This is a genomic window from Butyrivibrio sp. INlla18 (assembly GCF_900103635.1).
In the GTDB taxonomy this organism is placed as follows: domain Bacteria; phylum Bacillota; class Clostridia; order Lachnospirales; family Lachnospiraceae; genus Butyrivibrio.
Genome location: NZ_FMXK01000008.1, coordinates 41189 through 55750 on the forward strand (window position 1 = coordinate 41189; position 14562 = coordinate 55750).

At 42.3% G+C, this 14562-nt stretch carries 12 protein-coding genes; 11 read left to right on the forward strand and 1 reads right to left on the reverse strand.

The genetic code is table 11. From position 1 onward, the window contains the following. Positions 1-53: 53 nt before the first annotated feature. The 3 genes from BLS24_RS06460 to nagB all read left to right on the forward strand — a co-directional run bounded on the left by BLS24_RS06460 (position 54) and on the right by nagB (position 3411). A complete protein-coding gene (locus BLS24_RS06460) occupies positions 54-1673 on the forward strand; it encodes an extracellular solute-binding protein (protein ID WP_091757268.1) in 1620 nt (539 codons plus the stop codon). A gap of 137 nt (positions 1674-1810) precedes the next feature. Further along, on the forward strand, positions 1811-2689 hold the full coding sequence (locus BLS24_RS06465; protein WP_091757270.1) for an ROK family protein: 879 nt from the start codon (positions 1811-1813) through the stop codon (positions 2687-2689). Then, positions 2686-3411, forward strand: a complete 726-nt coding sequence (gene nagB / locus BLS24_RS06470) for a glucosamine-6-phosphate deaminase (protein ID WP_091757272.1) — start codon at positions 2686-2688, stop codon at positions 3409-3411. The genes BLS24_RS06465 and nagB overlap by 4 nt, the downstream gene beginning before the upstream one ends. Before the next feature lie 74 nt (positions 3412-3485). Here the strand turns inward: nagB and BLS24_RS06475 are convergent, their stop codons facing one another. After that, positions 3486-5096, reverse strand: coding sequence for a CTP synthase (locus BLS24_RS06475; protein ID WP_091757274.1), 1611 nt, complete (start codon positions 5094-5096; stop codon positions 3486-3488). Between the two features lie 242 nt (positions 5097-5338). Here BLS24_RS06475 and ftsH point away from each other — a divergent pair, with 242 nt between their 5' ends. From ftsH to BLS24_RS06515, 8 genes are all read left to right on the forward strand, one after another. Continuing rightward, positions 5339-7540 (forward strand): ATP-dependent zinc metalloprotease FtsH, encoded by a 2202-nt coding sequence (gene ftsH, locus BLS24_RS06480; RefSeq protein ID WP_091757276.1) that lies wholly within the window; start codon positions 5339-5341, stop codon positions 7538-7540. 64 nt (positions 7541-7604) lie between these two features. Continuing rightward, on the forward strand, positions 7605-9473 hold the full coding sequence (gene uvrC, locus BLS24_RS06485) for an excinuclease ABC subunit UvrC (RefSeq protein ID WP_091757278.1): 1869 nt from the start codon (positions 7605-7607) through the stop codon (positions 9471-9473). Positions 9474-9528: 55 nt separating this feature from the next. Next, entirely contained in the window at positions 9529-10476 is a 948-nt protein-coding gene (gene hprK, locus BLS24_RS06490) for an HPr(Ser) kinase/phosphatase (protein WP_091757280.1), read from the forward strand. Between the two features lie 24 nt (positions 10477-10500). After that, complete coding sequence (locus BLS24_RS06495) at positions 10501-11436, forward strand: ROK family glucokinase (RefSeq protein ID WP_091757283.1); 936 nt, start codon at positions 10501-10503, stop codon at positions 11434-11436. 22 nt (positions 11437-11458) lie between these two features. After that, entirely contained in the window at positions 11459-12373 is a 915-nt protein-coding gene (murB, locus tag BLS24_RS06500) for a UDP-N-acetylmuramate dehydrogenase (RefSeq protein ID WP_242872244.1), read from the forward strand. A 32-nt stretch (positions 12374-12405) separates the two neighbouring features. Beyond that, on the forward strand, positions 12406-13281 hold the full coding sequence (rapZ, locus tag BLS24_RS06505; RefSeq protein WP_071174967.1) for an RNase adapter RapZ: 876 nt from the start codon (positions 12406-12408) through the stop codon (positions 13279-13281). Between the two features lie 15 nt (positions 13282-13296). Then, positions 13297-14220: a DNA-binding protein WhiA gene (gene whiA, locus BLS24_RS06510; RefSeq protein WP_091757287.1), complete on the forward strand. Its 924-nt coding sequence runs from the start codon at positions 13297-13299 to the stop codon at positions 14218-14220. A gap of 12 nt (positions 14221-14232) precedes the next feature. Further along, on the forward strand, positions 14233-14493 hold the full coding sequence (locus tag BLS24_RS06515) for an HPr family phosphocarrier protein (protein WP_071174969.1): 261 nt from the start codon (positions 14233-14235) through the stop codon (positions 14491-14493). Positions 14494-14562 lie beyond the last annotated feature (69 nt).

The window sequence follows — 14562 nt, forward strand, 5'->3', positions numbered from 1 at the left end:
GAATCTAACTCACATAGAGTTCAGATATTTTTTTCTTACAAAGGAGGATTACAATGAAAAAGAAACTATTGGCAACAGTGCTTAGTGCTTGCATGGTTATGGGCGTGCTTGCAGGCTGTGGCAACAGCAAAGCACCAGCTGACACAAACGGCACACAGACAGCTGATTCTACTTCTGATTCTGGCAAAACAGATGCTGCAGCAGAGGATCTTAAGGGCGACGAAGTAGATATCACAGTCATGGTTTGGGACAGAGGTAATGCTGCACCAAACACAACTACTGAGGACAATGCACTTACTCAGTGGATACAGAAACAGATGAAGGATCTGTACAACATTAACGTTACTTACGTTTCTGTTCCAAGATCTGAGTCAGATGACAAAGTTAATATCATGATGTCTGGTGGAACAGCACCTAACATCGTATTTACTTATTCACAGGATCTTTTCTACAACTACGCATCAAGCGGAGCATTAAAAGACCTTTCATCACTTTATCAGCAGTATGGTTCAAACATCGAGCAGTATTGCGGTGAAGCTCAGAACGGTATCGGTGATCTTGGTGATCAGAAGTTTGCCGTTATGAAGCAGAGAGGAACAGAGAATGCACGTCACACAGCTTATATCCGTAAGGATTGGCTTGACCAGCTTGGTATGGATGTTCCTAAGACAAAAGAAGAACTTGGCAAATATCTCTACGCTGTTAAGGATGCTGGACTTGGAACACCTTGGGCAATGAGCGGACGTTCAGATACAGAGAAGATGTACCTCAACTTCGTTGGTTCATATGTAACTCTTACAGATGACAAGATGGCATACACATATGCTGAGTCATACATGGCTGTAGCTCCTGGATCAAAAGATGGTCTCAAACAGCTCAATCAGTGGTACAACGATGGACTTATTACCCAGGACTTCCCAACAGATACAGATGAGAGCGTATTCCTCGCAGATGTAGCTAATGGTAAGGTTGGTTTCGTTCTTGACGATACAACACATATCTGGGATTCTACAGCAGTCCTCAACACAACCCTGGGCGCAGAAGATGCATCATTCATCCCAGTACAGTGCTTCGATCTTCCAGATGGATCATACAGAACACCATATGAGTATAGATATGCAATGTTCGTAATGATCCCAGAAGAGACAACAAACGATGAACAGGCAGCAGCTTGCATGAAGTACCTCAACTGGCTCGCAGATCCAGCTAACGCAGTTCAGGTTCGTTACACACCAGAGCTTACATATGATGAGCTTGGCGTAGCAAATGAGCCTTCAACAGCTGACAAGGAAGCTAAGGGATATCCTGGAACATGTGATGATCTTTGCATCATGAACCTCAACTTTGATTGGGTTAACGACTACGAGACAATGTCTAAGTCACAGTATGCTGCACAGGAGCAGGATTGGGCTTCAGTAGAGTGGTATGAGAACTACTACGACGTTTGCGCTAACGGAAAGTATCGCTTCCCTATCTACGGATACATTTCAGATGAGCAGGCAACCTACGGAACAGACATCAAGAACAAGATGCTCACATTCGTTTACAACTGTATCTGCGCACCATCAGACCAGTTTGAGACTGTATATCAGAAGGGCTATGATGAGCTTGTAAATTCTGGACTTCAGAAGATTCTTGATGCAAGAGCAGCATATTATGATTCAGTAAACTAAAATGACTTTTAAAGAGTTTTAAATAAGGCTGGGGGCTGCCATTAGGCGGCCCTCTTTAGCGCCTTATCTGATTGAATAGCAATTTGTTAATTTATATAATCTTCTTATAAGAAGATATATAAATTAGGAGGAGAATTATGAGATTCGGAGCACTTGAGGCAGGCGGCACCAAAATGATCGTAGCGATTGGTGACGAAAACGGCAAAATTTTGGAGAGAGCATCTTTTCCTACAAAGACACCAGAGGAAACTATGCCTCAGATGATCGACTTTTTTAAGGATAAAGAAATTGAGAGCCTTGGAATAGCATGTTTTGGTCCAATCGACTTAAACAAGGATTCTAAGACCTATGGATATATCACATCAACACCAAAGCTTGCATGGAAGAATTATGACATTGTGGGCGCATTCAAAAAAGCTTTGAATGTACCTGTTGGATTTGATACAGACGTTAACGGATCCCTTTTAGGCGAGATTACATGGGGATGCGCAAAAGATAAAACAGATGCCCTGTACCTTACTATCGGGACTGGTATAGGCGGAGGAGTCATGACAAATGGAAAGCTTCTCCATGGAATGCTTCATCCAGAACTTGGACATATCAGACTTGCCAAGGTTTCTGGAGATGATTATGCCGGAAAATGCCCTTATCACGGAACATGCTTTGAAGGCTTGGCAGCAGGCCCAGCTATCGAAGAGAGATGGGGCAAGAAGGCAGTTGAACTTGCAGATAGAGATGAAGTTTGGGAGCTTGAGAGCGAATACATTGCTCAAGCACTGTCTTCATTTATTCTGACACTTAGTCCGCAGATTATTATCCTTGGTGGTGGAGTAATGCATCAGATGCAGCTCTTTCCACTGATAAGAGAAAAAGTTGTTAAACAGCTTAATGGATATTTAAATACAAAAGAATTAGAGAACATGGATAAATACATCGTTCCAGCAAGTTTAAATGACGACCAGGGAATCATGGGCGCAGTGAAGCTGGCTATCGATGCTAAAGGAGAAATAAAATGAGAATTATCAAAGTAAGAGATTATCAGGACATGAGTAGAAAGGCAGCAAACGTTATCTCAGCACAGATGATACTTAAGCCAGACAGCGTGTTAGGACTTGCAACAGGATCTACTCCTCTTGGATTGTATGAAAAGCTCGTTGAATGGTACGGCAAAGGAGACCTTGATTTCGCTCAGGTTAAGACAGTTAACCTTGATGAGTATGTAGGTCTTTCAGCTGACAATGATCAGAGCTATAGATACTTTATGAACAAGAATCTCTTTTCAAAGGTAAACATTGATCCAAAGAATGTAAATATTCCTGATGGTACAAACGAAGACGCAGAGGCAGAATGCGAGCGTTATGAGAAGGTTATCGAGAGCCTTGGCGGAATTGATATTCAGCTCCTTGGAATTGGAAATAACGGCCATATCGGCTTCAATGAGCCCGCTGAGACATATATGATGAAGACACACAGAGTTGACCTTACAGAGAGCACTATTGAGGCTAATAAGAGATTCTTTGAGGATGTGTCTATGGTCCCTAGACAGGCTTACACAATGGGCATTGGAACTATCATGAAAGCCAAGAAGATCGTAATGGTAGCAAGTGGAAAAGCAAAGGCACCTATTATTAAGGAAGCTTTCACAGGAGAGATCACTCCAAGAGTGCCAGCTTCAGTTCTTCAGCTTCATCAGGACTTCACACTTATCGCTGATGAGGAAGCTCTTTCACTTATGTAATATGAAATAAAGCTTTTAAAGCATAATTAAAGCGCAGCCGGATAACCGGTTGCGCTTTATTTGTTGTTATAAGATCATCTCTTATTCTCGTGCTCAAGTGAAGCCTTGATGAATCCTGAGAAAAGAGGATGTGGTCTGTTAGGACGAGACTTGAGCTCTGGATGAGCCTGTGTAGCCATGTGGAAGTCGTTTGAAGGAAGCTCGATCATTTCTACGATTCTTCCGTCAGGAGACATACCGCAAAGCTTCATGCCGTTCTGTACAAGAACTGTTCTGTAGTCGTTGTTAACCTCATATCTATGACGGTGACGCTCTGTGATGTCTGTTGAACCAAAGAGCTCAAATGCCTTAGATTCTTTATCAAGTACGCAAGGATATGAACCAAGACGTAATGTACCGCCGATATCCTCAACACCATTCTGATCTGGTAAAAGAGCTATCATAGGATGTGTTGTGTTAGGATCAAATTCGATTGAATGAGCATCCTTGTAACCGATAACGTCTCTTGCAAACTCAATGATAGCAAGCTGCATACCAAGGCAAAGACCAAGGAATGGAACGTTATTTTCACGAGCATATTTGATAGAAGAGATCATACCCTCGATACCACGATCACCGAATCCACCAGGAACGATGATACCGTCTACATCTGAAAGATAAGAAGCAACGTTTTCATCATTAACTTCTTCTGAATCAACCCACTTAATATCTACAGCAGTCTGATTTGAAATACCGCCGTGCTTGAGAGCTTCTACAACGCTGATGTATGCGTCATGGAGCTGAGTATACTTACCAACAAGTGCAACCTTAACTTCGTGCTTAAGGGAGTATAGTGTATCAACCATTGCCTTCCAGTCTGTAAGGTCTGGTTCTGGGCAATCAAGTTCAAGACATTCACAAGCTACCTGAGCCAAATGCTCTTTTTCCATTGCAAGAGGAGCCTCATAGAGGTACTCAAGGTCAAGGTTGTTAAGAACGTGGCTGCTAGGAACATTACAGAAAAGAGCTATCTTGTCCTTGGTATCCTGGTCAAGCTCGATCTCTGTACGACATACGATAACATCTGGCTGAAGACCCATTCCCTGCATAGTCTTAACTGCTGACTGTGTAGGCTTGGTCTTGATCTCTTCTGAGCAACGAAGATAAGGAATAAGAGATACAAGAATGAGCATTGCATTCTCGCGTCCTACTTCATGCTGGAACTGTCTGATGGCCTCAAGGAATGGCTGTGACTCGATGTCACCGACTGTTCCACCAACCTCGATGATTGCGATACGTGTCTCATCATCTGTGAAGTTTCTGTAGAACTTACTCTTTATCTCGTTTGTAATGTGAGGAATAACCTGTACTGTACGTCCGCCATAGTCACCGCGGCGCTCTTTCTGAAGAACTGACCAGTAGATCTTACCGGTAGTTACGTTAGAATTCTTATCAAGATTCTCGTCAATAAATCTCTCATAGTGACCAAGATCGAGGTCGGTTTCAGTACCATCTTCAGTTACGAATACTTCTCCGTGCTGAACAGGGTTCATGGTACCTGGGTCGATATTGATATAAGGATCAAATTTCTGCATCGTCACCTTGTAACCTCTGGCCTTTAAGAGTCTACCGAGCGATGCGGCAGTGATTCCTTTACCAAGTCCAGACACAACTCCACCAGTTACAAAGATATACTTTACAGCCATTTAAATTTCCTCCTGATTATTGACGAGATATATAGTTAAAATTAATAAACACAAGCCATAATTATATAATTAAGCTCGAAGAAAATCTAGTTAAAAAATGAAGAAAATCGATTTAATAATTGAAATATTGAATTATTGGATTGTACTCTATATAATAGTACAATACGAGTGTTATAATAAGCTAACTTATTATAACACGAACAGGTTGTAGTATCACGTAAATAAAGATTGGAATTTAAGTTATGGATAATAATCAGAATCAGAGAAATAATAACCCTCTTGGAGGGGACAACAATTCTCCAAGAAGACAAAACATAATATTACTTTTAGTAGCAGCTTTGGTTACTATGATTTGTATGACATATTTCCTCAAAGCGTTTTCCGATGATACCAACAGAGAGGTTACTTACAGCGAGTTCCTTCAGATGGTTGATGATGGCAAGGTTGAGAGTATTGTCATAGAAAGTGACAGGATCGATATTTACCCTGTTGATTCCAAAAAGGAAAATCAGAGTCCAAGCTATTACTACTTCACAGGGAACAATACAGTAACTTATTACACAGGTAAGGCTGAGGAGGACACAGACCTCACTCAGAGGATGCTTGAAGCTGGCGTAGAAGTCAGCAGCGAAGTTCCTGACAACTCAGGACTGATCCTTGCTTTCATTATTCAATATGTAGCACCAATTCTTTTACTGTGGCTTATCCTTTCATTTGTATTCAGAAAGATGAGCAAAGGCGGCGGACCACTTAGTGTTGGTAAGAGCAACGCCAAGGTTTATGTTCAGAAGGAAACAGGCGTAACCTTCAAAGATGTAGCAGGTGAGGATGAGGCAAAAGAGTCTTTGGTAGAAGTTGTAGACTTCCTTCATAATCCTGCCAAATATTCCAAGATCGGTGCTAAGCTTCCTAAGGGAGCACTTTTAGTAGGACCTCCAGGAACAGGTAAGACACTTCTTGCCAAGGCCGTAGCAGGTGAAGCTCATGTTCCATTTTATTCACTTGCAGGTTCAGACTTTATCGAGCTTTATGTAGGTGTAGGTGCTAGCCGAGTTAGAGACCTCTTTAACGAAGCCAGCAAGAATGCACCTTGTATCATATTCATTGATGAGATCGATGCCATCGGACGTAGCCGTGACAACAAGTACGGCGGTGGCAATGAAGAGAGAGAACAGACTCTTAACCAGCTTCTTTCTGAGATGGATGGTTTTGATTCATCAAAGGGTGTTCTCATTCTCGGAGCTACTAACAGACCTGAGATCCTTGATAAAGCCCTTCTTCGTCCAGGCCGTTTCGACAGACGAATCATTGTTGACAAGCCTGACCTCAAGGGTAGAGAAGAGATCCTCAAGGTTCACTCCAAAGATGTCAAGATGGATGAGACAGTTGATCTTAAGGAACTCGCACTTGCTACAGGCGGATGCGTTGGTTCAGATCTTGCAAACATGATCAACGAGGCAGCCATCATTGCTGTTAAGGAAGGCAGAGAGTTCGTTAGCCAGAAAGATCTCATGGAAGCCTTTGAGCAGGTTATCGCAGGTAAAGAAAAGAAAGACTCAATCCTCAGCAAAGAGGAGAGAAAGCTTGTCAGCTACCACGAAGTTGGTCATGCTCTCGTAAGCGCAGTTCTTTCTAATACAGAGCCAGTTCAGAAGATCACAATTGTTCCTAGAACAAAGGGATCATTAGGATATGTTCTTCATCTTCCAGAAGATGAGAATCAGCTTAGAACCAAGGATGAGCTCCTTGAGAGAATCATCGTTTCACTTGGTGGACGTGCTGCAGAGGAACTTGTATTTAATACAGTAACAACAGGTGCAGCTCAGGATATCGACGATGCTACAGCAGTAGCAAGAAATATGATCACACTGTATGGTATGAGCGACAGATTCGGACTTATGCAGCTTGAATCTATCCAGAACAGATACCTCGATGGAAATAGAGTTCTCCAGTGCAGTGATGAGACAGCAACACTTATTGATGAGGAAGTTAAGAAGCTCCTTGCTGAGTGCTATGAGAAAGCCAAGAAGATCGTTGGTGAACACCTCGACACAATGGACAAGATCGCTCAGTTCCTTATCGAAAAAGAGACCATCACAGGCGCAGAGTTTATGAAGATCTACCGTGAGGCTGAGAACCTTCCTGAACCTACAGAAGAGGAGAAGGAAGCAACTAAAGCTAAGAGACTTTATGCTACAAGAGCTGAGTCAGCTAAGGTTGGAGAGAACGTTCCAGTCAAGAAAAAGAATGAGGAAGCTCCTAAGGAAGAGACTCCAAAGCAGGAAGATGCTCCTTCAGAAGAGTATTCGTTCAAAGAGACAGAGTCAATATTCACAGCTCCTGCTCAGAATGAAGAGACCAAAGACAATGATGAGAATCAGGACGATCAGCCAAATGTAGGCGGCGGTACATTCTCACATGTTCCAAATGACTTCGATAAATAATATAATGTAACTAAGACCAAACCAAATATGCTATTTGTGTTTGGTCTTTTATATCTAAAGAAAAATGAGCAATTTTGACGTAAAAGAGGAACTCAAAAAACTCCCTAATAAGCCCGGAGTTTATATCATGCGTGATGAGAATGACACCATCATGTACGTTGGCAAAGCCATAAACCTTCACAATCGTGTAAGGTCTTATTTTCGTGCCAACATCGGAAGAGGACCTCAGATAGATCAGATGGTGAAGCAGATCGCCAGATTTGAATACATCGTAACGGACTCAGAGCTTGAGGCTCTGGTTCTTGAGAACAATCTGATAAAAGAGAATTCGCCAAGATACAACACTCTCTTAAAAGATGACAAGACCTATCCTTATATTAAGGTGACAGTATCAGAGGATTTTCCAAGAGTTCTTTTCTCAAGACTTATGAAAAAGGATAAGTCCAGGTATTTCGGTCCATTTACCAGCGCGGCAGCAGTTAAGGATACCATTGACCTTATCAATAAGATCTACGGCCTTAGGACCTGTAACAGATCTTTGCCAAAAGAGATCGGTGCAGACAGGCCATGTCTTAACTATCATATGAAGCAGTGCTGCGGCCCATGTACAGGCAATGTCACTAAGGAAGAGTACAGAGAAAGAATTGATAAGGCCCTGGAATTTCTAAATGGAAATTATGGCGTTATCATGAAGGACCTGCAGCAGAAGATGGAGGCAGCTTCAGAAGAGCTTGATTTTGAATCTGCCGCCAAGTACAGAGATCTTTTGGCAAGTGTAAGAGTCGTTGCCCAGAAGCAAAAGATGACTGATTCCTCCATGGAGGACAAGGATATCGTAGCCATCGCTTCTGATGATAAGGACGCTGTAGTTCAGGTATTCTTTGTAAGAGATGGAAGGCTCATAGGCCGAGAGCACTTCTACATGACTCACGTTTCAGAGAATCCATCAGGAGAGATACTGCAAAACTTTGTTAAGCAGTTCTATGCAGGAACACCATTTATTCCTAGAGAGCTGGTTTTGCCAGAACCTATCGAGGACATGGAGATCATAGAGAAGTGGCTTTCTCAGAGAAAGGGCAGCAGGGTCTATATTTCTGTTCCTGAGAGAGGCCAAAAAGAAAAGCTTATGGAGCTTGCAACTCAGAATGCGCAGTTGGTTCTTTCTAAAGACAAAGAGAGAATAAAACGCGAAGAGGGCAGGACCATTGGCGCAGTAAAAGAGATAGAAAAGCTTCTTGGGCTAAAGGGACTTAACAGAATGGAAGCCTTTGATATATCAAACATAAGCGGCTTTGCTAATGTAGGTTCCATGGTGGTTTACGAAAAGGGCAAACCTAAAAAGAGTGACTATAGGAAATTCAGGATAAAGTCTGTTGCAGGACCTGATGATTATGCCTGCATGCATGAAGTCTTAACAAGAAGGCTTCTTCATGGAATTGAAGAAAAGCACGAGCTAGAAGTAAGAGATATAGACGCTCAGTATGGAAGCTTTACTAAGTTCCCGGATCTTATCCTGATGGATGGCGGAAGAGGTCAGGTCAATATCTGCCTTCAGGTACTGGATGAACTGGGAATCCATATTCCAGTCTGCGGTATGGTCAAGGATGATAATCACAGGACCAGAGGTCTTTATTACAACAACGTAGAGCTTCCTATAGATACAAGGTCAGAAGGATTTAAGCTCATCACAAGGATTCAGGATGAGGCCCACAGATTTGCTATTGAGTATCACAGATCGCTTCGCAGCAAGGCCCAGGTTAAGAGCTCACTTGATGATATTCCTGGAATTGGACCGGCCCGTAGAAAGGCTCTTATGAAGGGCTTTAAATCTATCGAAGATATCAGGAATGCTTCCGTTGAAGAGCTCGCTGCATTACCTGAAATTCCTGAAAATATTGCACAGCAGATATATGACTTTTTTCATATTCTATGATATTATTTAGCCGTGTGAGTATGCACATTAACATGACAAATTTGGAGGGGAACAAATGGCGAGTGTTAGTCTTAAAACTATCATTGAAAGAATGAAACTCGAGAATCTGACACCTGAACTTGATATCAAGAAGATTAGGATCAGCCAGCCAGATATCAACAGACCTGCTCTTCAGCTTGCTGGATATTTTGAGCACTTCGAGGCAACAAGACTACAGGTAATCGGATTCGTAGAATACACATATATGGAATCTTTTTCAGATGATGAAAGAGAAAAGATGTACAGAGAATTTCTCTCGTTCGATATTCCTGGTGTAGTATTCTGTAGGGAGCTTACGCCAGATCCTCTTTTCATAAAGATCGCTATGGAAGAGAAGGTTCCAGTACTGATGACCAAGAAGTCAACATCATCATTCATGGCTGAGATCATCAGATGGCTTAATGTTAAGCTCGCTCCATGTATTTCAATTCACGGCGTATTAGTTGATGTTTATGGTGTCGGCGTTCTGATCACTGGTGAGAGTGGAATCGGTAAGTCTGAGACTGCTATCGAGCTCATCAAGAGAGGACACCGTCTCGTATCTGATGATGTTGTAGAGCTTAGAAGAGTCAGCGAAGAGACACTTATCGGAACAGCACCAGATATCACCAAGCATTTCATTGAGATGAGAGGTGTAGGTATCATCGATGTTAAGTCACTTTACGGTGCATCAAGCGTAAGAGAGACACAGACCATTGACCTTGTTATCAAGCTTGAAGATTGGGACAAGGACAAGGAGTACGACAGACTTGGTCTTGAGGAAGAGTACACAGAATATCTTGGCAACAAGGTAGTTTGCCACCGTATTCCAATTCGTCCAGGTAGAAACCTTGCTGTTATCTGTGAATCAGCAGCGGTTAACCACAGACAGAAAGCTATGGGCTACAACGCAGCTCAGGAGCTTTACAATAGAGTTCAGAATTCACTTGCAAAAAGACGCGGTGAAGAAGATGACGATGAATAATAAATAATAGAAAGAGGTTTTGTTATGGCTAGATATGTATTTGGCGCAGATGTAGGGGGAACAACTGCAAAGATCGGTCTTTTGACTGAGACTGGAGAGAAGCTTGATTTCTGGGAAATCCCAACAAGAACAGAAAATCACGGCGAGATGATCTTAACTGATGTAGCAGAAGCAATCAGAAATAAGATGAAAGAAAAAAACATTGACGATTCAGAAGTGATCGGCGCTGGTGTTGGCGTTCCTGGTGCTGTCAATGTTGATGGACTTTGCTATCAGGCAGTTAACCTTGGATGGGAGAACTGCAACGTAGTTAATGAATTCCATTCGAAGTTGAAGCTTCCAGTTAAGGCTGGTAACGATGCTAACGTAGCTGCTCTTGGAGAAGCTTGGAAGGGCGGCGGACAGGGTTATCCTAATATGCTCCTTGTAACACTTGGTACTGGTGTTGGTGGTGGTATCATCAACGAAGGCAAGATCCTTACAGGTGCTAAGGGCTCTGGCGGAGAGATCGGACATATCCATCTTGTAGATGATGAAGTTGATGCTTGCGGATGCGGCAATCACGGATGCTTCGAGCAGTATGCATCTGCTACAGGTGCTATGAGAATTGCCAAGAGAATGCTTGCTGCTAGCAGCGAAGACAGCGTTCTTAGAAATGGTGATTTCGAATGTAAAGACGTATTTGATGCAGCCAAGAAGGGCGACGCTCTTGCAGTCAAGATCGCAGAGCAGTACGGATATTATCTTGGAAAAGGTATTGCTATCACAGCAAGCGTTGTTAACCCTGAGATCATCGTTCTCGGTGGTGGCGTATCTAAGGCTGGTGAGATGCTCTTTGACCTTCTCATGCCAAGCTTTAAGAAATACGTATTCCCAGGCTGTGCATCAGCTAAGTTTGCTCTTGCAAAACTTGGAAATGACGCAGGTGTTTATGGCGCTGCCAAGATGATGATACAGTAATAGATATAAAGGATGTAACAATTTGAATAGCAGTTTAATAGAAGCTATGAGACAGATCGTCTCAGCAGAGAATTTATTAATTAATGAACCTATGAGCAGGCACACTACATTTAGAACTGGTGGGCCTGCCTGCTTGTTTTTGAGACCAGAAAATCAGGAGCAGCTTAAAAAGGTCATGGACCTCGTAAGACGCCTTGGAATCGAGTACTTTGTACTTGGCAATGGTAGTAATCTTCTGGTTTCTGATGAAGGCTATGATGGAGTGATCATCTCCCTTAGCAAATTTAACAAAGTAGAATTAAAAGGATCAAATCAGATCTATGTAGAAGCAGGTGCAATGAATTCCACCATCGCTTCTTTTGCAAGAGATAACTCACTTACAGGTTTTGAGTTTGCGGCAGGAATCCCAGGAACCATCGGCGGAGCAATGATCATGAACGCCGGAGCCTATGGCGGAGAGATGGCACAGGTTGTAACTGAAGTTACAGTCCTTTCTCCAGAAGGTGAGATCATGGTTCTTGATAACAACACCATGGAGTTTGGTTATCGTACAAGTGCCATCAAGAATAAAGGCTTTATAGTCTTATCAGTTTTATTAACCCTCAAAAGAGGAAAAGAAGAGGAAATAACAGCACAGATGAAGGAACTTGCCGAGAAACGCCGCGATAAGCAACCTCTCGAATATCCAAGTGCAGGTTCAACCTTCAAACGTCCGGAAGGCTACTTCGCAGGCAAGCTCATCGAAGACGCAGGCCTTCGCGGTTTCTCCGTCGGCGATGCCCAAGTCTCCGAGAAACACTGCGGTTTCGTAGTTAATAAAGGAAATGCCACATCTTCTGACATTTTTAACTTGATAAAAGAAGTTCAAAAACATGTTTATGAGAAGTTTAATGTTAAACTCGAGCCTGAAGTTATAATATTGGGAAAATTTAGTTAAGATAAGTTTAAACCAAAAAGAAAGGGAATACTATGAGGTTTGTAATAGTCACGGGAATGAGTGGTGGCGGTAAGTCTACGGCCATACATATGCTTGAAGATGCAGGGTTCTACTGCGTTGATAATCTGCCTGTTTCTCTCATTGAGAAATTCGCAGAACTCATCACAATGCCTGATAGTGAGATCAATAAAGTCGTCCTCGGGATAGATGCAAGAGCCGGTCAGCAATTTGAAGAAGTTGCTGGAATGATCGATTCCCTCAAGGAAAGAGGCATCCCTGTAGAAGTTCTCTATATGGACGCCAGCGATCAGGTCCTTATCAAAAGATATAAGGAAACCCGAAGGATCCATCCTATGAACGTCAACTCTGTTGGCGACAGGATCGAGGATGGCATTGCCAAGGAGAGAAACGTTCTTGCAGAAGTAAAAAAGAGAGCTGATTATGTTATTGATTCATCTCAGCTCCTTACTAGAGAACTCAAGGAAGAATTAGACAGGATCTTTGTTAAGAACGAAGAGTACAATTCTCTCATGATCACTATTCTTTCATTTGGATTCAAATACGGAATTCCATATGATGCAGATCTTGTTTTTGACGTAAGATTTTTACCAAATCCGTTTTATATCGATGAACTCAAGCATCAGACAGGTAATGACAAAGGTGTTCAGGATTACGTTAAGAGCTTCCCTGCATGCGGTGAGTTTGTTGATAAGCTTGAAGATATGCTCAAATTCCTTATTCCTGGATATGTTCAGGAAGGCAAGTACCAGCTTGTTGTAGCCATTGGTTGTACCGGTGGCCAGCACAGAAGTGTGACTATTGCAAATGAGCTCTATGACAGGCTCAAAGCTTCAAAAGGTAACTATGGACTTAAAATTTTCCACAGGGATGTCAAGCAGGCTAAATAACAGGTAAGGTGAGATATGTCTTTTTCATCAGAGGTAAAAGAGGAGCTGGCTAAGCGAATCGGAAGCTCCAGACACTGTCAGCTGGCAGAGCTTGCTGCTATCATTAGTAGCGCAGGATATATCGAGATAAAAGACGGCATAGCAACAGCGCTATACCTACAAACCGATAACCAGTTGGTGGTCAGAAAGTTCTTTACATTAATAAAAAAAGCATTTAATATAGGAAATGGTATTTCGTCAAGTGCCCATGATAACAAGCCTGTGCTAGATGACGTGGGGCTTATAGATTCTTGCCTTAAGGCTATCAAGATGATAGATAGTGATGGCAGGATTCGTGACATAAACGAAGGAACGAATCCAATTGTAACTAGAAATTCTTGTTGCAAGAGAGCGTTCATTAGAGATTCATTTTTATGTCTTGGATCTATCAGTGATCCAAACAAAGGATACCATCTGGAATTTGTATGTGATTATGAGGCAGAAGCCACATTTTTACAGGAACTCATCGAGAGTTTTGATATAGAAGCCAGAATAGTTCGTCGCAAAAAATATTACGTCCTCTATATCAAGGAGGGTGCTGGAATAGTAGACCTGCTTAATATAATGGAAGCGCCAGTTAGTCTCATGAATCTGGAGAATCTCAGAATCGTCAAAGAGATGAGGAACTCCATCAATAGAAGAGTTAACTGCGAGGTTGCCAATATTACTAAGACCGTTAATGCAGCTACCAAGCAGATAGAGGATATTACATATATAAGAGACCATTATGGTTTTAATAAACTGCAGGAGAGCCTTCGCGAGATGGCGGAGATCAGACTTGAGCATCCAGATGCAACACTTTTGGAGCTTGGAAAGTTCTTGGATCCACCTGTTGGTAAGTCAGGAGTTAATCATCGACTTAGGAAACTAAGCGAACTTGCGGATAAGTTAAGATCCTAAAGGAGGGGAATTATGTTAACAAAATCTATCGAAATCAAGTTACCTAGAGGCCTTGAGGCTAGACCAGTTGCAGAGCTTGTACAGCTCGCTAGTAAGTACGAGAGCACAGTACATATCGAGGCTCAGTCCAAGAAAGTAAACGCTAAGAGCATCATGGGAATGATGACACTTAATATCGCATCTGGCGAGCTTGTTACTGTTATCGCTGATGGAACAGATGAAGAGAATGCTGTAGCTGATATGGAGAAGTTCCTCCAGGGAAGCCACAAATAATAGAAAAGAAATAGAAATAATTGAATAAATAAAAAAAGCCCTATAAAAGGGAGGATGCCAGGTAAGCTA